The 18880-nt window shown below is 42.8% G+C and carries 17 protein-coding genes; all 17 read right to left on the bottom strand.

Annotated elements, in window-relative coordinates; all coding sequences use genetic code 11:
• Positions 1 to 190: 190 nt before the first annotated feature.
• The gene (locus CHI10_RS00950) at positions 191 to 1114 is read right to left on the bottom strand and encodes a dipeptidase (RefSeq protein ID WP_095242416.1); all 924 of its coding nucleotides are present in this window, start codon (positions 1112 to 1114) and stop codon (positions 191 to 193) included.
• Between the two features lie 157 nt (positions 1115 to 1271).
• Entirely contained in the window at positions 1272 to 1532 is a 261-nt protein-coding gene (spoVS, locus tag CHI10_RS00945) for a stage V sporulation protein SpoVS (RefSeq protein WP_009330666.1), read from the bottom strand.
• A 331-nt stretch (positions 1533 to 1863) separates the two neighbouring features.
• Complete coding sequence (locus tag CHI10_RS00940) at positions 1864 to 2661, bottom strand: TIGR00282 family metallophosphoesterase (protein ID WP_095242415.1); 798 nt, start codon at positions 2659 to 2661, stop codon at positions 1864 to 1866.
• A gap of 129 nt (positions 2662 to 2790) precedes the next feature.
• Complete coding sequence (rny, locus tag CHI10_RS00935; protein WP_179288915.1) at positions 2791 to 4353, bottom strand: ribonuclease Y; 1563 nt, start codon at positions 4351 to 4353, stop codon at positions 2791 to 2793.
• 366 nt (positions 4354 to 4719) lie between these two features.
• Complete coding sequence (gene recA, locus CHI10_RS00930) at positions 4720 to 5760, bottom strand: recombinase RecA (RefSeq protein ID WP_095242413.1); 1041 nt, start codon at positions 5758 to 5760, stop codon at positions 4720 to 4722.
• A 271-nt stretch (positions 5761 to 6031) separates the two neighbouring features.
• Positions 6032 to 7282: a competence/damage-inducible protein A gene (locus tag CHI10_RS00925; protein WP_095242412.1), complete on the bottom strand. Its 1251-nt coding sequence runs from the start codon at positions 7280 to 7282 to the stop codon at positions 6032 to 6034.
• A 28-nt stretch (positions 7283 to 7310) separates the two neighbouring features.
• Positions 7311 to 7889 (bottom strand): CDP-diacylglycerol--glycerol-3-phosphate 3-phosphatidyltransferase, encoded by a 579-nt coding sequence (pgsA, locus tag CHI10_RS00920; RefSeq protein ID WP_035330725.1) that lies wholly within the window; start codon positions 7887 to 7889, stop codon positions 7311 to 7313.
• A 116-nt stretch (positions 7890 to 8005) separates the two neighbouring features.
• Complete coding sequence (locus tag CHI10_RS00915; protein WP_095242411.1) at positions 8006 to 8911, bottom strand: helix-turn-helix domain-containing protein; 906 nt, start codon at positions 8909 to 8911, stop codon at positions 8006 to 8008.
• A gap of 21 nt (positions 8912 to 8932) precedes the next feature.
• Positions 8933 to 9724 (bottom strand): YmfK family protein, encoded by a 792-nt coding sequence (locus CHI10_RS00910; protein WP_035330727.1) that lies wholly within the window; start codon positions 9722 to 9724, stop codon positions 8933 to 8935.
• A 235-nt stretch (positions 9725 to 9959) separates the two neighbouring features.
• Positions 9960 to 10217 carry a DUF3243 domain-containing protein gene (locus CHI10_RS00905; RefSeq protein WP_095242410.1) on the bottom strand — a complete coding sequence of 86 codons (258 nt, stop codon included), beginning with the start codon at positions 10215 to 10217 and terminating at the stop codon, positions 9960 to 9962.
• A gap of 115 nt (positions 10218 to 10332) precedes the next feature.
• Positions 10333 to 11055 carry an elongation factor P 5-aminopentanone reductase gene (ymfI, locus tag CHI10_RS00900; protein WP_095242409.1) on the bottom strand — a complete coding sequence of 241 codons (723 nt, stop codon included), beginning with the start codon at positions 11053 to 11055 and terminating at the stop codon, positions 10333 to 10335.
• A gap of 60 nt (positions 11056 to 11115) precedes the next feature.
• A complete protein-coding gene (yfmH, locus tag CHI10_RS00895; protein WP_095242408.1) occupies positions 11116 to 12405 on the bottom strand; it encodes an EF-P 5-aminopentanol modification-associated protein YfmH in 1290 nt (429 codons plus the stop codon).
• Positions 12405 to 13685 carry an EF-P 5-aminopentanol modification-associated protein YfmF gene (yfmF, locus tag CHI10_RS00890; protein WP_095242407.1) on the bottom strand — a complete coding sequence of 427 codons (1281 nt, stop codon included), beginning with the start codon at positions 13683 to 13685 and terminating at the stop codon, positions 12405 to 12407. Before yfmF ends, yfmH begins: the two co-directional genes overlap by 1 nt.
• A gap of 267 nt (positions 13686 to 13952) precedes the next feature.
• On the bottom strand, positions 13953 to 14912 hold the full coding sequence (locus CHI10_RS00885; protein ID WP_095242406.1) for an ABC transporter permease: 960 nt from the start codon (positions 14910 to 14912) through the stop codon (positions 13953 to 13955).
• Positions 14913 to 15959, bottom strand: a complete 1047-nt coding sequence (locus CHI10_RS00880; RefSeq protein WP_095242405.1) for an ABC transporter permease — start codon at positions 15957 to 15959, stop codon at positions 14913 to 14915.
• The gene (locus tag CHI10_RS00875) at positions 15952 to 17487 is read right to left on the bottom strand and encodes an ABC transporter ATP-binding protein (protein WP_095242404.1); all 1536 of its coding nucleotides are present in this window, start codon (positions 17485 to 17487) and stop codon (positions 15952 to 15954) included. The genes CHI10_RS00880 and CHI10_RS00875 overlap by 8 nt, the downstream gene beginning before the upstream one ends.
• A gap of 236 nt (positions 17488 to 17723) precedes the next feature.
• Entirely contained in the window at positions 17724 to 18830 is a 1107-nt protein-coding gene (locus CHI10_RS00870; protein WP_095242403.1) for a BMP family lipoprotein, read from the bottom strand.
• Between the last annotated feature and the right edge of the window lie 50 nt (positions 18831 to 18880).

The raw sequence follows: 18880 nt of genomic DNA, 5'->3' as shown, positions 1-18880 counted from the left end.
TCTGGAAGATGGATGGGTACTAAACGCTTTCAATTCTAGACCTATGTGTCTAAAAAAGCAACCCTTTCCCTATATTTATCGGATTAAAAGATGAATATTTTTTTATTTTTTGAAAAATGCTAAAAAGATAATTTAATTGCGGATTTTTGAGGTTCCTCTCATACCTTGATATATCTATTTTTCACCATTTTCACCTTGGAAACCTGCTATAAAAATTCCGAAATATAAATTTTTCAGCTTGTATTTCAGAATAATATTTTAACAGTTCATTTATCAGGTTATCGTATTTTCTTGCATCCTCCAAATCTGTAACTTTCCCATCTGTACCATCAAAATCCGAACCGAATCCGACGTGATTTTCTCCTCCGAGTGAACATACATATTCCAGGTGCCTTAGAACATCAGTAATTGCAGCTGTTTGTTTGCCAGATAAAAATTCATTCACAAATGTAATGCCCATCACACTGCCCCTGTCAATCAGTGCATTAATCTGTTCGTTCGTTAAATTGCGAGGATGCGGGCACAAGGAATAGCAGTTTGAATGAGTGGCAACGGGATAGTCGGCCCATTCCATCACATCCCAGAAGCCCCGTTCAGAAAGATGGGAAACATCGCACCATGCTTTACTGGCATTTAATTCATGTACCACCCCTTTGCCAAAAGAAGATAGGCCTGCCCCTCTCTCTTCAAGCACTCCATCAGCTGCACAGTTTGCATAATTCCAGGTTAACCCCACTGAAGATACTCCCAGCCTGAGAAGCGTCTTTAATTTAAGCAGATCGCAGCCAACCGCGTCGCATCCCTCCAGGGTCAATATCGCTCCAGTCTCATTATCCTTCAGCATGTCGATGTCCTGGATGCTTTTAATGAGCTTTAATTGCGGATTAGGTTTAAGCACTTTTTCGTAAAACAGATTGACCATATATAAGGCTGCGTTGAACTTCATTTCCGGATGAACGGATTCCGGAACAAATATGGCAAAGCACTGAACCTTAAAGCCTGATGCCTGAAGCGCTTCCAAATTCACCTGAAGACTGCCTGAATTTTGAAAGTCAATCCTTCTGTCCATAAACATTTTATATAATACATCACAATGTGCATCAAATATTTTCAAGCGTTCTTCCTCCCTCTTTTTCTCCATAGCATTATCTTATTAAAAAAAGAACCTGTTTGCCTATAACGCAAACAGGTTTTATTGTTTTTGTGAGAATCTATATTTTACTGACTTATGCATATGACAAAGGATGATTTCCCATTCTGATGCTTTTGGGCTAACGCGGCTCCACAATCAGCTTAATGGCAGTCCGTTCTTCGCCGTCGATCAGGATATCCGTGAATGCAGGGATACAAATTAAATCCACTCCGCTAGGCGCTACGAATCCTCTTGCGATCGCTACTGCCTTAACAGCCTGGTTCAATGCACCCGCACCAATTGCCTGGATTTCCGCATTTCCTCTTTCGCGCAGAACTCCAGCAAGCGCACCAGCTACAGAATTAGGATTAGATTTTGCTGAAACTTTTAATATTTCCATTCCTAGCTCCTCCTCGTTTTACCCCTCCTGTATGCATTGCTCAAAGCGCAGCTTTAACCTTCTGTAATGGCCGAATGACTTCAGTCAAGCCATTTCTTTCCATTCATACACTTACCGCTTTGATGGAATTTAGCACCAGGTCTATATATCATTCCATTGCTACTATATTCAGCTTGGAATTCACATATTCCAGCTTGGACAAAAAAAGCAGGGTTTCAACCTGATTTTCTTCCTGATTTCTGCATGTCCAAGAAAAAAGCGCCTTAAGTTTTGTTTCTGCTAATACAAAAAGACTGCGATCCGGCCCATCCGGATGCAGTCTTTTTTCAGTTTATGAGTAAAAAGGATGGTCATCATTAATCAGGATCCGGTCAATTTTTTTGGCCAATCCTGTTTTAGGGTTCAGTTCAATTATCGCTGCGCTTAACTGGTTTCTGCCTTCTTTCGGAACTTCAAATCGAACCGGGAGCCCTGAGATAAACCTTTTGATCACAGCTTCTTTTTCCACACCAAGGATACCGTCATAAGGGCCTGTCATCCCCACATCAGACATAAAGGCTGTCCCGCCAGGCAAAATGCGGTTATCGGCAGTCTGCACGTGGGTGTGCGTACCTACGACTGCTGATACTTTTCCATCCAAGTACCAGCCCATCGCCTGTTTTTCACTTGTTGCTTCTGCATGAAAATCAACAAAAATAATTGGAGTCCTTTCCCGGGCTTCTTTTATCAGTTCATCTGCCTTTTGGAAAGGGCAGTCACTTGTATTCATAAAAGTTCTGCCCTGAAGGCTGATAACTGCTACTTCCTCTGTATTAAACTTCAGAAAAGCCATGCCTTTGCCAGGATTATTAGAAGGAAAATTAGCTGGACGAACCATATATTTCGCGCGGTCAATAAATTCAAAAATTTCCCGGTTATCCCAGGTATGATTCCCGAGAGTCACCGCCTGTGCACCAGCCTCAAGAAATCCCCGATAAATCTTTTCCGTAATTCCTTTTCCTCCTGCTGCATTTTCCCCATTAATAATCGTGATATGCGGCCGGTATTTTTCTTTTAGCTTCGGTACATATTCAGTGATCATATCCCGCCCCTGGGATCCCACTACATCTCCGACAAACAATATATTCATGTCATATCCCTTTCTGTTTTTAAAGATATATGTATGCTTTTTCAGTCCTTTTTATTAGTGTAACACAGTTTCCTGCCTCAATTTAAAGCGCACCATGAAAAAGAAATAAAGCGATGCATGCGCATCGCTTTATTTTGCATATTCAACGGCCCTCGTTTCACGGATAACCGTGACCTTGATGTGGCCTGGATAATCAAGTTCTTCTTCAATCTTCTTACGGATATCCCTTGCCAAACGATGAGCTTCAAGGTCATCAATTTGTTCAGGCTTAACCATAATGCGGATTTCACGTCCAGCTTGAATGGCGAATGATTTTTCAACACCATCATAGGATTCAGAAATCTCTTCAAGCTTTTCAAGACGGCGAATATAGTTCTCAAGCGTCTCTCTTCTTGCTCCAGGTCTCGCTGCTGATAAAGCATCAGCTGCAGCGACAAGTACGGCAATGATCGATGTTGGCTCTGTGTCACCATGGTGAGAAGCGATACTGTTTATAACAACAGGATGCTCCTTATACTTAGTGGCAAGCTCCACACCGATTTCAACATGGCTTCCTTCCACCTCATGATCAATTGCTTTACCGATATCATGGAGCAATCCTGCCCGGCGTGCCAATGTTTCGTCCTGTCCCAATTCGGCAGCCAGCAGACCTGAAAGCTGAGCCACTTCCATTGAATGCTTTAACACATTCTGGCCGTAGCTTGTACGGAATTTTAAGCGGCCAAGAATTTTGATTAAATCTGGATGCAGGCCGTGAACACCAACCTCGAAAGTGGTTTGTTCGCCGATTTCGCGGATGTGTTCATCTACTTCACGGCGGGCCTTATCAACCATTTCCTCAATCCGGGCTGGATGGATGCGACCGTCTTGAACCAATTTGTCTAAAGCTAAGCGTGCAGTCTCACGGCGAATTGGATCAAAGCCGGATAAAATAACCGCTTCCGGCGTATCATCGATAATAAGATCAATTCCGGTCAGGGTTTCCAGAGTACGGATATTACGGCCTTCACGGCCAATAATGCGCCCTTTCATCTCATCATTTGGCAGGTTGACAACTGATACAGTAGTTTCTGCCACATGATCAGCTGCACATCTTTGGATAGCCAGTGACAGGATTTCCTTCGCCTTCTTATCCGAGTCCTCTTTCGCTCTGGTCTCGCTCTCTTTTACCATAATGGCGACATCGTGAGCCACTTCCTGCTCAGTGCGCTCTAAAATGATGGACTTTGCCTCTTCACGAGTCAAGCCTGAGATGCGTTCCAACTCAGCTTGCTGCTCTTTAATCAACTCTTCCACTTTGCTTTCCATCTCTTCAATATGCTGTTGTCTTTTGCTAAGAGAATCGTCCCTCTTTTCTAAAAGAGCTTCACGTTTATCTAACGTTTCATCTTTACGATCAAGGTTCTCTTCTTTTTGCATTAAGCGATTTTCTTGTTTTTGCAGTTCATTTCTTCGATCACGAACTTCACCTTCCGCATCTGTGCGGAGCTTGTGAATTTCGTCTTTCGCTTCAAGCAGGGCTTCCTTCTTCGTAGCCTCAGCTTCTCGCTTTGCGTCTTCCAAAATCTGCTCAGCAGCATCTTTAGCTCCTGCGATTTTAGCTTCGGCAATAGATTTGCGAACAAAATAGCCAACAAAAGCACCGACGATTAGGCCAAGCAAAATGGAGATGATTGTTACTAGATCCATCATTTCACCTCCTCTTGCTATGAACTTGTTTGTGTTACGTTTTTTAAAGTGTTGGCATGTACATTGTCCAATTCAATATACAGCACTAAGGCTTTTAAACGTTTCAATCTTAAAAAAGCACTGGGCATCCATCTGACGGCTGGCAGTTAATTAACGTATGAAATGCCAATGGAGCCTGGAGCCGGACAAAGTCTGACTCAATAAGAATTTCTTTACATATAAAATGTAAAATATACATTTTTAATTGTAAAGCTGTGGAATTTTATTGTCAAGGGTTTGTCTTAAGGGCTTTTCTTAATATTCGATTGATTTGAACACTTTTGAAGAAAAAAAAAGCAAAGCCACTCAGGACTTTGCTTTTCCTTAGTATTAATCGATCAGCTTTAATTCTTCCTGCTCTTCGTCTCCGCTGGCTACTTTTTCTTCATCAAGTCCATAATGTTCGCGGATTTGTTTTTGGATAGTCAGGCGGATTTCAGGATTTTCTTTTAGGAATACTTTGGCGTTTTCACGGCCTTGGCCAAGGCGCTCCTCGTTGAATGAGTACCATGAACCGCTCTTTTGGACAATATCCAGCTCAGAGCCAAGATCGATGATTTCACCTTCCTTGGAAATTCCTTCACCATACATGATGTCAACTTCCGCCACTCGGAATGGAGGAGCGACTTTATTTTTGACAACCTTAATCTTTGTCTTATTACCGACCATTTCATTGCCTTGCTTAAGAGCTTCTGCACGGCGAACTTCAAGGCGAATGGAAGAATAGAACTTCAGTGCGCGTCCCCCTGGAGTCGTCTCAGGGTTTCCAAACATAATTCCGATTTTTTCACGGATTTGGTTAATGAAAATCGCGATTGTCTTTGATTTGTTGATTGCACCTGATAGCTTACGAAGTGCCTGTGACATTAGGCGGGCCTGCAGACCCACATGGGAGTCTCCCATTTCTCCTTCAATTTCAGCCTTGGGAACAAGGGCTGCCACAGAGTCAACTACGAGAATATCAATAGCACCGCTTCGAACAAGGGCTTCTGCAATTTCAAGCGCCTGCTCTCCGGTATCCGGCTGGGAAAGAAGCAGCTCGTCAATATTCACACCAAGCTTTTGCGCATAAACAGGGTCTAATGCATGTTCGGCATCGATAAACGCTGCTTGTCCGCCGCTTGCCTGAACTTCTGCAATAGCATGCAGGGCTACTGTTGTTTTACCGGAGCTCTCCGGTCCATAAACTTCAATAATACGTCCTCTTGGATAGCCGCCTACCCCAAGAGCTGCATCAAGTGCAAGAGATCCGCTTGGTACAGTGGAAATCCTGCGGTCAGTCTGTTCCCCGAGCTTCATGATGGAACCTTTACCAAATTGCTTTTCTATTTGTTTTAACGCCATTTCAAGAGCTGCTTGACGATCACTCACTAATAGTTCCTCCTTTTATATAGACGAATCTGTCTTTTGATCAGATTCGTTTTGTCTCATCTCAAAACCTAACTCTACTATAAACCTTTTCAATACATTTGTCGAGCAAAAAGTCGAACATCCATTCGATTTTTTCTCTTGCACATAATGCCCGAAAATATCAGGAATGCCGGGGAAAGTGAGGTTTTTCAAGGGTCAATCAGTAGAAGTAATCGCATTTCGGCAAGAATTCTGACTATTGTTTTGGCTACTAAAAACTCAGAACACATTTTTAGGCGTTCTGAGTTTCTTTTAATGCTTTAATAAGAAAATGGCAGCCGTATTTTACTGTACGAACCCGATTGGCTGCCCTGGTTCCTCCAAGGTTCAGCTTTTCGGTCTGCAACGGCCTTCCTTTAATCCAAATGCCTATATACACTGTACCGACAGGGTTGCCTTCCAATTCATCCGGACCGGCAACACCTGTGAAGCTGATTCCGATATCGGCATTTGTCAGGCTTGCTACATTCTCAGCAAGCTCGGCGGCACACTGTGCACTTACGACCCCGTCGTTATCAATCGTTTCTTTGCGGACTTTTAATACTTCAGCCTTAACTTCGTTTGTGTAGCAGACCACTCCGCCCTTTAAAAGTCCGCCGGCACCGGGAATGGATGTAAACTCCTCCTGAAACATGCCGCCTGTTAAGCTCTCCGCTGCGGAAATAGTCATGCTGCTCTCCTTAATCAGCTTGGTGAGCTCATACATCAGGGAAGTATCATCATAGCCATAAAAGTATTCGCCGACACGATCCAGAATTTTAGTTTCAGCTTCATTAATCAGCATCATGGCCGTGTTAGGCTGACTATGTTTTGCTGTGAGCCTCAGAGTAACTTCCCCATCAGATGCAAGCGGGGCAATGGTTGGATTGCTCTGAGCATCGATAATATCTTCAATCTCCGTTTCAAGCATGGCTTCTCCAATCCCGAAGAAGTGCAGCACCCGGGAAACAATCACATCCTCGGTGCCGAGCTTCGATTGAAGGGCCGGAAAGGCATGTTTAAGGAACATCGGCTCCATCTCGTTTGGAGGTCCCGGAAGAAGCATGAAAACATGACGGCCACTATCGGCAATCATTCCGGGTGCCATTCCATGCTCGTTAGGCAGCACCTGTGCATCCTCAAGAACCAGAGCCTGTTTTTTGTTATTCTCAGTCATCTCTCTGTTGGTGCGTTTAAAATAAAGCTGTATAGATTCAAGCGCCTGTTCGTCCATGACGAGCTCTTTGCCAAAATGGCGGGCAATCGTTTCTTTTGTTAAATCATCCTTTGTCGGTCCCAGGCCGCCCGTGAAGACGATTAAATCAGAACGGCTTTCGGCTATTTTGATCACCGATCTCAGGCGCTCCGGGTTATCTCCAACCACTGTATGGTAAAAAACGTTAATGCCCAGTTCAGCAAGCTGCCGGGAAAGAAAGCGGGCATTTGTATTAACGATTTGTCCAAGTAAAAGCTCAGACCCGACAGCAATAATTTCAGCATTCATTCAAAAAGCCCCCTTCCTGGTAAAGTAATTATTTTGAGTTTATGAAGGCCTGCTTGTTTTTAGCAAAGTAGTCCCAGCCGGACCAGATTGTAAAGAACATCGCAACCCACAGGGCAATCAGATCAAAGCGGATTGAAACCATTTCAAAAATAATATTATGTAAAAGCAGTGCAGAAATGGCCACAATTTGAGCCCAGGTTTTTATTTTGCCAAGCTGATTAGCTGCGACTACTTCTCCTTCCCCTGCCAGAACAAGCCTTAAACCTGTTACAGCAAATTCCCGGCTGATTATGATAATGACAATCCATGATGGAGCAAGGTTAAGATCCACCAGAACAATTAAGGCTGCAGAGACAAGAAGCTTGTCAGCAAGCGGATCAAGAAACTTGCCCAGGTTTGTAACCAGATTGTATTTGCGGGCAAAGTAGCCGTCGACCCAATCGGTAACTGAAGCAATAATAAAAATAAGAGCTCCAATCAGATGGGTAACGGGCATTTCAGCTCCTAACAACTCTACATTTCCCCATGAAAGCGGGACGAGCATGACGAGCAGAAATATTGGTATCAGCAAGATACGGGACACTGTAATTTTATTTGGCAGATTCATGTTTTACCTCCAAGTATATTAAATGAAACTTCTTGCAGAAAAAGTTAAAGACATTTGCTGCAATCCTTTTACTGATAATTTTTACATAAAAAGCGAAAATAGTCATCTAAAGATGACTATTCGGTCTTCGGCGCGTACTTTATGGTTATATCCTGCTTAACGGATTGTGAAGGCGGCACCTTATACTCAATTTTTTCGCCGTTTACATAGATTTCAGTTTGAGTCGAATTTCCGACTACAATGGAAGCTTCCGTTTCCTTTGAAAAGTCTATCTTCTGGCTTTTCGTGCCATCCGCAGTCAGCATTCCCTGGAAGAGGGAATCCCCTTTGCCGTTCTTGATATTCACCCAAGTTTCTCCTGTAGACAAAACCTCCAGTTCAAACTTGTCCGCATTTTTCAATTCATAAACGGTTCCATTTCCGCTCGATTGAACCACAGCAACCTCCTGCTTTGGCTCTTCCTCCGCTTCCTGGTCCTTGCCATTTTCCTCATCAGCATCTTTGTCAGAAGATTCTTCCTTCTTTCCAGCTGATTCATCTTTTTTATTTTCGGCAAGGTTTTCAGACTCTTCTATAACCGTCTGTTCATCAGTCAGATCTGAGGGCTTCTCTTCATTATCCGTCTGATCTTTGGCCCCAAGAAAATTGTATAGGACCGCAATGAGGCCAACAATGAAGACGCCAATGAGAACCTTTGGAAGAATATCGAATATTTTTGAAGTCCTGCCGGAAAGATCTTTCCTGGATTGAACGCGCGATAGCTTTTCAGGAATATCATCATTCACCTGTGCCGGAATATCATCTTTATACTGTTCGAAAATTTCTTCCGGTTCAATTCCAACCGCTTCAGCGTACTGTTTTATAAATGCCCTGACATAAAACTTTCCGGGCATCATGCTATAATCGCCCTCTTCAATTCCCACTAAATAGCGTTTTTGTATTTTTGTGACCTTCTGCAGATCGTCAAGGCTCATATCTTTAGCCAGCCGCGCTTCTTTTAACCGATTGCCTAGTTCTGTCAATTTACAACACCTTCCAACTTACTAAAAATCAAAGCCTCCAAAATCAGATTCAGAGAACATATTGTTCTTCTCAACCACATCATATGTTATCTCTTCATCATGGTCGTGACGAAGCTCTATAATATAATCAAAATCATTAAGAGAGTATTCAGTGTTTTGCACAAAAATATCCGGATGCTCTACTACCTTAACTGCCGGGAGGCGCATAATTTCCCGGACGAGCTGCCAGTGCCGTTCGTTGGCACGTCTGGTTGAGACAATTCCGTCAATTATAAACAAATTGTCTTCATTATATTCATCCTCAATCAGCTGATTTCGTATCGTCTGCTTCAGCAGTGTGGATGAAACAAATAGCCAGCGTTTGTTCGCACATACACTTGATGCTACTATGGATTCTGTTTTTCCAACCCTTGGCATTCCCCTGATCCCTATTAGCTTGTGCCCTTCCTGTTTAAATAATTCGGCCATGAAATCAACTAATAACCCAAGCTCATCCCTGACGAACCTGAACGTTTTTTTATCGTCGGCATCCCTTTGAATATATCTTCCATGGCGCACGGCCAGCCGGTCCCTAAGCTTAGGCTCACGAAGCTTAATCACCTTAATCGTGTCCATTGTATTAAGAATGGACTTCAGGCGTTCAATCTGTTCATGGTCTTTAGCCAAAATCAGCAAGCCTCTGCGGCCTTCATCCACTCCATTGATCGTGACAATATTAATGGAAAGCATACCCAGCAGGGAAGAAATGTCACCAAGCAAGCCGGGACGATTCTTTTGGATTTCATATTCCAAATACCATTCTGTTTTCTCCACCGGAAAACCTCCTCCTGCATGATGCGCATGTGTCAGCGCATTTTATATGTAAATGCAACTCATTTTTGTATGTAAAATTTTATTAAACTTATCCTGAATTTTCATCTAGGTTCTATAATATATGATTTTTTGCCAATATGAAAGGAAAAACCCGTTTGGCCGGAAAGGAAATGTTTTTGGGGGAAAAAGCGAAAAGAGAGGCAATCCTCTCTTTTCACTGATTACTATTATTTTCTTAGCGGGTACCGTCGTTTTGAACAAGCTTTACCATCATATTGGCAATGGCATGCTGCTCATCAGGGCTTGCTACAGACCAGAGATCAGCCAGGATTTTTTCCTGGTCATTTTTTGGCTCCACTTGTTTGGCTAAATAATCGCCAATTTGATAAGCAAGGTCATTTACTGTATCCTTATTCATTCCCTGATCCATTCCCTGATGAAGACGATCGCCAAGGAAATCTTTCCATTGCTGCCAGTTATCTAGTACAGACATAATTTTGCCTCCTTTAAATGTTGTACAATTATATTGTGCTTAGGGGCTGAATAAAATATGCATGCACATAGACATGACACAAAAAATATGTGACACTTCTTTGAACAAGCGGCAGTTACGTATACCAGCCGCCATTCACTGCCATAACCTGTCCGGTAATATACGAGGCATTTACCGAAAGAAGAAAGGAAATGGCGTTGGCTATGTCAGCAGGCAAGGCAAGCCTGCCCATAGGAATTTCACTTTTTACAGTTTCAAGCTCTTCTTCAGTAAAATCCTTCAGCATGTCCGTCTCAACTGCACCAGGGGCAATAGCATTAACCCTCACTCCGTTCAGGGCAACCTCCTTGCTTAAAGCTTTTGCAAAAGCAATTTGTGCACCCTTTGCAGCCGAGTAAGCAACTTCACAAGCGGCACCCGTCTGGCCCCATATCGAGGAAACCAATACGATATTTCCGCTCCTTTTTGATAAAAGTTTGGGCAGGAGCTCTTTCGTCAGGAGAAGCGGCGAGGTCACATGAAGGTTCATCAAAGCTTCCATTTCCATTTGCTGTATTTCGGTAAGAAGTCCATATTGAGCTGTTCCGCTATTATGGATAATAGCATCAAGTGAAAATATATTAGGAATAATTTTTTTATACCCGCCTGGTACAGACAGGTCTGCCTGAATCGGAATAAATTCTCCGCCAAACCTTTGAAGGCGATCCAGAAGCCTGTTGACCCCCTCCTCATTTTGATTGTAATGCAAATAAAGCGAATAGCCTTCTTCTGCCAGTTTAACGCTGATTGCCTGGCCGATTCCTCCGCTCGCTCCAGTTATTAATGCAAATTTCCTCATTTCATATCCTCCCGAAAAAAGCAAAGCGCCATTTAATTGGCGCTCTGCTGAAACTGCTTTTCATTTCTTAGGGACAACCTGACAAACCGTAAACCGTTCTTCACTTATCAAATTACCAGCCGCATTTTCCACATCCTCAAGTGTGATGCTTTCAAGGGTCGGCACAACATCAAATAAATCCATTTCATTAAAAGCATACCGGGTAAATTGGTTGGCGATATATTCCGGTGAATTGACAGCCCGCAGGAATGCACCTATTTTCTTCTTTTTAGTCCGATCGAGTGTTTCCTGTGAAATAGCTCCCTTTTCCCTGGCATCCAGGAGCATCTTTTGCAGTGTTTCAGCCAAACGGTCAGGATCGTTCGTGTCTCCGCCCACCATGGCAAATCCAAAGCCCTGCTCCTGCGTATAATCGAAGGAGAATGTGTCATCAATTAACCCTTCACTATAAAGTGTGCTGTAATGCTCAGAGCTTTTACCGAAAAAGATATCCAGCAGCACATTAAGACTCAGCTCATTTTTCAGCATTTCTTTGCCGGACTGATTTGCAGTACTGCTCTTTATCCCGACCAGGCACTTTGAGGTCTGGACATTCATCTCAAGAACTTTTTTCTTTTTGGCCGCTTCAGAAGGCTCTTCTTCGAATTGGCGTTTGATTTCGGGAATCTCTTTATAATCCTTCTTGCTTTGATTATCCCTCACCTGAGACATAATCTGATTCGGATCAACGGGACCGACAATGAACAGCAGCATGTTACTAGGGTGGTAGAAAGTCTCATAACATTCATAAAGCATATCCTTCGTGATATGTGAAATGGACTCGATCGTACCAGCGATATCGATTTTAACAGGGTGGTTTCTGAACATATTTTCGATCAGTCCAAAATATAAGCGCCAGTCAGGATTGTCATCATACATGGTGATTTCCTGGCCGATGATGCCTTTCTCTTTTTCAACAGTCTTTTCTGTAAAATATGGGTCCTGCACAAAATCAATCAGCGTTTCAAGGTTCATCTCTACATTGGACGTGCTGGAAAATAGATAAGCTGTCCTTGTGAAAGATGTAAAAGCATTAGCTGATGCTCCCTGCTTGCTGAATTGCTGGAATACATCCCCGTCTTCTTTCTCAAATAGCTTATGCTCCAAAAAATGTGCAATCCCATCCGGAACTTTTACAAACTCCTCTTTTCCGGGGGGGAGAAAATGATTGTCGATTGACCCATACTTTGTCGTAAAGGTGGCATAGGTCTTGTTAAAACCCTTTTTCGGCAGAATATATACATCCAGCCCATTTTCAAGTTTTTCATGATACAGCTCTTCCTGAAGCTGGTCAAAAGTGATTTTTTCCATTACTTGCCCGCCTCCTTTCCTGTCAGAAAGTACACAGTATCCAAACTGACCTTCTTGGCTGTTGCGGCAATTTCCTCTTTTGTTACCTTATCCATTTCATTCATCCAGGTTTGAAGGGTAATTTCTTTCCCTGACACAACATTATGGTAAAGGACCTCGACAATTCCGCGTGCTGTATCAACAGTCTCCAGAAGCTGATTTTTAATGACTGCTTTGGTCTGTTCCATTTCCTGTTCTGTAAAGTCACCATTCTTCATAGCATCCAGTTGCTCTTTAATAATACTCACTGCCTGGTCATAGTTGCTGTTATCGATTCCGGACATCACCATCATTAGCCCTTTATGGCTTTCCAGGCGGCTGGCTACGTAGTATGCGAGACTGGCTTTTTCCCGGACGTTCAAGAACAGTTTTGAATGAGAAAATCCTCCGAAGATTCCATTGAATACCTGAAGCGCATAATATTCCGGATCACCGTAAACGACATTTGTCCGGTAGCCGATATTTAGTTTCCCCTGCTTCACATCTTGTTCTTCCCGGACTTCGTTTACAGATTCCTTCGTTCTAACAGAGGATGCAGGCGCTGTCTGAGGTGTTCTCTTCTGAAAGGTTAAAAGCTCCCCTGCATAGGATTCGGCGTCTGCCTCTTCCACGTCACCTATAACATATAAATCAAGCTCATCCTCCGCCAATGCCTGCTGATAATATTCAAAAAGGCTTTGAGGAGTAATATTGTCCACATCTTCTTTCTCGCCATGCACATGCAGTGCATACGGCTCATCTTTGCACATTTCCTGAACCAGCCGGAAATTGGAATAGCGCATTTTATCATCGTAAACTGATTGAATTCGCTGTTTAAGTGTCCTTTTTTCTTTTTCAACTGTATCCTGGTCAAAAGCGCCTTCATGCACATTTGGCTTTGTCAGGATTTCCGCTAAAAATTGGAACGCTTTTTTCAAAAGAGGAGTCGGATCAGAAAGAAACTTTTCGTTTGCGACTTCAACTGAAATGGTCATGACATGGTACTCGCCCTTTTTCGCCAAATCGACGAAAAGTGTTGCACCATATAATTCATCAAGGTAAGCCCGCAGCTTTCCGGTTGAAGGGTAGGACGAACTGCTGCTCTGTAATACATGAGGCAATAGGGATCTTAAAGTAACTGTATTCTTTTCAAGCGGGGCTTTCATTTTCCAAACCAGGGTATTGGTTTTATATTTCTCTGTTTTAACCACGTGAAGCTTATAGCCATTCATGGCTTTTACGGATTCAGAGATTATGGCCATGTCTTTTCCTCCTGTCAGTAGATTGATGAGTCCAAAGTACGGTCAATAGTAAATAGAGGGAGCATCCCCTGTATGTAAACACTTTGCTGCTATCTTCTATAATATCCTTTGTAATAAATCATATTCTTACTATACCTTGCCCTATTTCTTTATTTCAAGTTATTGGCTGTATTGGAAGGTTTATATATTTTTTTATAAGTGATGGTTTTTAATAAGAATCTGAAAAATATAAAGCCCCATTTCCGAAAAGAAATGAGGCTTTGTGTGTTAACGTTTTCCTTTTATATAAGGAATACCAGCTGCTTTTGGAGCATCCGCGCGTCCGATGAAACCAGTTAATGCCAGAATCGTTAAAACATATGGTGCAATGAGAAGGTATACATTTGGAATATTCTCCAGGAATGGAAGGCTGGAGCCCATGATGCTCAAGCTTTGCGCAAATCCAAAGAATAGAGCCGCACCCATAACACCAAGCGGATGCCACTTACCAAAGATCAATGCCGCCAATGCCATAAAGCCCTGGCCGCTGATGGTTGCATGGCCGAAGTCTGAAGAAATCGACTGTGCATACACACCGCCGCCAATTCCTGCAAGGGCTCCGGAGATTAATACCCCAATGTATCTCATCCTTGTGACATTAATACCCATTGTATCGGCAGCCATTGGATGTTCACCAACCGCACGCAGCCTTAGCCCGAATGGAGTTTTAAACATCACAAACCAGGCGAGAAATGCAACGGCTATGGCAACGAATGAAGTATAGTAAGTGTTTGAGAAAAATAATTTACCTATAACAGGGATATCACTCAAAAATGGAATATCCACTTTGCTGAATCCTTTTTGAATGATATCTGTCTGGCCTTTTCCATAAATGAATTTAACCAGGAACAGTGCCGCACCAATTGCCAGAAGGTTAATTGCAACCCCTGACACAACCTGGTCTGCTCTAAAGGTAATAGAAGCAACAGCATGCAGGATGGATAGCAGAGCTCCAACAACCATAGCTGCGAGTAATGCAACCCACGGTGTCATGCTGCCAAATACATCAACAAATGTTAGGTTAAAAACAATGGCAGTGAACGCTCCAATTACCATCAAGCCTTCTAAACCAATATTTACAACACCGGAGCTTTCTGAAAAGTTTCCGCCCAATCCAGTGAAAATAAGCGGGGCTGCCCAAAGCAAAGTTGCTGGAATAATAATTAATAAGATCTCCATTAAGCCCACTTACTTCACCCCCTTTTTGCTGATACGGTCAATAAAGATGCGAATCATATAGCTTGCAGCAACAAAGAACACGATAAGAGCAATGATAATATCAACCAGTTCATTAGGAACTCCAGCTTCAAGCGGCATGTTTAAGGCGCCGACCTTCAAGCTTCCGAATAGCAATGCTGCAAAAATAATTCCAATTGGACCATTCCCGCCTAAGAGTGCTACCGCGATTCCGTCAAAACCTACTCCGGTAAAGCCGCCCTTTATGGCTGCATAGCCGAATGTACCCAACGCTTCCATCGCACCCGCAAGTCCTGCAAATGCTCCTGAGATGACCATTGATAAAATGATATTTTTGCTGACGCTCATGCCTGCATATTCAGATGCATGCTGGTTAAAGCCTACAGCTCGCAATTCGTATCCTTTAGATGTTTTTTCTAATAGGAACCACATAATAAACACACATGCTAAAGCAATTAAAATTCCCCAGTGCAAACGGGAATAATCAGTTAATCCTTCAAGAAACGGGGAACGCAATGATGCAGATTCTGCAATCATCTCGCTCCGGTCACTTTTTTCTGAAAGAACCGTACGGACTATATAGTTGGTTACATGCAAGGCCACATAGTTCATCATGATCGTGACAATAACTTCATGCACTTTAAACTTGGCTTTCAAAAGGCCCGGTATGAATGCCCACAGCGCTCCAGCAGCTGCAGCTGCGAGAACCGCTAGCGGCAGATGGATGAACTTTGGAAGTTCAAATGCAACCCCTACCCAAACAGCTGCAAGCCATCCGACGATCAGCTGTCCTTCAACACCGATATTAAATAAGCCTGTACGAAAAGCAAATGCAACCGCCAAACCGGCAAGAATATAAGGAGTCACCTGTCTGACTACTTCGCCAGTATAGTAGATTTCTCCGAAAGCACCGTTCCATAAGGCAATAAATGCGGATACGGGATTATATCCTGTTGCTATCATTATGATTGTACCTACTAATACCCCAAGCAGAACGGCAACTAGAGGTACGACAATATTCTTCATGCGATTAGACATGGTTTTCGCCACCCGCTTCCTTCCGTTTAGAACCGGCCATTAATAAACCTAATTCTTGTTCAGTTGTTTGTTTCGGGTCAACTACTGCTACAATTTCTCCCTCATAAATAACAGCGATCCGGTCGCTGACATTCATTATTTCATCCAATTCAAATGAAAGAAGCAGCACTGCTTTCCCTTGGTCACGCTGTTCAATCAGACGCCTGTGAATGTATTCAATTGCACCAACATCCAGGCCGCGTGTCGGCTGAGCAGCAATCAGAAGATCCGGATTGCGGTCAATTTCACGTCCGATTATGGCTTTCTGCTGGTTACCTCCGGAAAGTGCCCGTGCAAGTGTATATTCACTTGGGGTCCTAACGTCGAATTCTTTAATCAGCTTTGTTGCTTTGCTGTAGATTTGTTTAAAGTTTAGAACACCCTTTTTAGAAAATGGAGCTTTGTAATAGGTTTGCAGAACCATATTCTCTCCAATTGGAAAATCGAGGACAAGTCCATGCTTGTGACGGTCCTGAGGGATATGCCCTACACCAGTCTCCGTAACTTTACGAGGAGACATATTCACAATTTCTTTGCCATTCAATTTAATTGAACCGCTTTCAGATTTCCTCAAGCCAGTGATTGCCTCAATTAATTCTGACTGTCCATTCCCGTCTACGCCCGCAATACCGACAATTTCACCTGCCCGTACATTGAGGTTAAGATTATTAACAGCACCAAGCCCCCGAGAATCTTTCACATTTAGATCATGAATCTCAAGCACCTGCTCCTGCGGCTTTGAGTCGGTTTTATCCGTTTTAAAAGTAACTTCCCTTCCCACCATTAAGCTGGCAAGGTCATTCGGGTTCGTTTCACTTACATTAACGGTACCGATTCCAACTCCTTTGCGGATAACCGTTACCCGATCACACACTTCCATAATTTCCTTTAGCTTGTGAGTGATTAGAATTATAGATTTGCCTTCCTGAATTAGAGTTTTCAGAATCTGGATTAACTCTTTAATTTCCTGTGGAGTCAGAACAGCAGTAGGCTCATCAAAAATAAGGATTTCAGCACCGCGATAAAGAGTCTTTAAGATCTCCACCCGCTGCTGCATTCCAACTGAAATATCGGATATTTTCGCCTGCGGGTCAACCGCAAGTCCATATCGCTCGGAAATCTCCCTAACTTCCTTCTCAGCCTTTTTAATATCAATTTTTCCGCCTTTGGTTGTTTCTTTTCCAAGAATAATATTTTCAGTGACAGTGAAACGGTCTACAAGCATAAAATGCTGATGGACCATCCCGATGCCCAAGTCATTTGCTATATTTGGATCGGTGATGCTCACCGGTTTTCCTTTAACTTTAATTTCACCCTTTTCAGGCTGATATAAGCCAAAAAGGACGTTCATCAATGTTGACTTGCCTGCACCATTTTCGCCAAGCAGCGCATGAATTTCACCTGGTTTCAGCTGAAGCGTAATATTATCATTTGCAACGATTCCAGGAAATTCCTTGCGTATGTTGAGCATTTCAATAACATAATCCATTTGTTTCACTCCTTGCTCAAAATATAAGGAAATCTTTTAGTAGTAAGAGGTCAGACCTTGGAATTTCTTAGAAAAACCTGGCCATAAAGCCAAGCTCCTAAATAATTTAAAATAAGAATTAGTGCATTAAAAATCTAAGTGAAATACAGAATTAATTCTGCCCTTCATTTAAACTTTTAATTTTTTTAAAAAAGGAATAAGAGGCCGCAGTGCAACCTGCTTATTCCTAAAATTAATTATTCAACTGAGAAAGAAGCCAGTTCATCTTTTGAAGATGGGACAGTCAGGTCACCATTCTTGATCTTTTCCTGCCATTCTTTAACTGCACCTTCGATTTCTGCTTTAGCAGATACTTCCGGGTTGATAGGAGCAAGGCCTACACCGTCTTCAGCCAATCCGTAAGTAGTTGTTTCTCCACCAGGGAAGCTGCCGTCTTTAGCCTTTGTAGAAAGGTCCTTTACAGCATTGTCTACACGCTTAAGAGCAGATGTAAGGATTACATTGTGCTCTTTGCCATCGATTTCTACTACACCCTCAGCTGTCTGATCTGAGTCAACACCAATTGCCCAAAGCTCTCTTGCCGGGTCTTTCTTTTTAAGGTCACGAGCTTCCTTGAAAAGACCGTTTCCAGTTCCGCCGGCAGCGTGGAAGATTACATCTACGCCAGAAGAGTACATTTTAGAAGCAATTGTCTGGCCTAATTCAGCTTTATCAAATGCACCAGCATATTGAACTTCTACTTTAATATCAGGGTTTACCGCTTGAACACCAGCAAGGAATCCAGATTCAAAACGCTCGATAACCGGAATTTCCATACCGCCGATGAAACCAATTTTGTTTTCTTTAGTTGCATTTGCTGCAGCAACACCCGCAAGGAATGCAGCTTCCTGCTCTTTGAACATGATGCTTGCTACGTTCGGCTGATCTACTACCGCGTCAACGATACCGAAATGGGAATCTTTTTGCTGCTGAGCAATCTCATTGATTGCACCTTCCATTAAGAAACCGATTCCAAAAACAAGATCAAAGTCCTGACGTGCTAATGTATTAAGGTTTGTAGAATAGTCAGCATCTGACTGTGATTGAAGATAGTCATATCCGCCTTTTCCTTTTTCAAGTCCATTTTCGTCACCAAATGCTTTTAAACCTTCCCAAGCAGATTGGTTAAATGATTTATCATCTACACCGCCGACATCTGTTACCATCGCTACAGAGAATGCTTTTTCTTTATCGTCTCCGCCAGCTGTTTCTCCGCCTTTTTCTTCACTTTTGCCGCAAGCACCCAGAATCGTTCCAGCAGCAAGAACTAAAGATAGCGCCAATCCAAATTTACGCTTTTTCAAGGTTGGTACCCCCTAAGAAATTGTTTTTGCATTAGCGGAATGAATGATTG

Origin of the sequence: Bacillus sp. 7894-2 (genome assembly GCF_002272225.1) — a bacterium.
GTDB lineage: Bacteria > Bacillota > Bacilli > Bacillales > Cytobacillaceae > Cytobacillus.
Note: the sequence above shows the minus strand (reverse complement) of the source record. Positions and strands in the feature narration are given on the sequence as shown.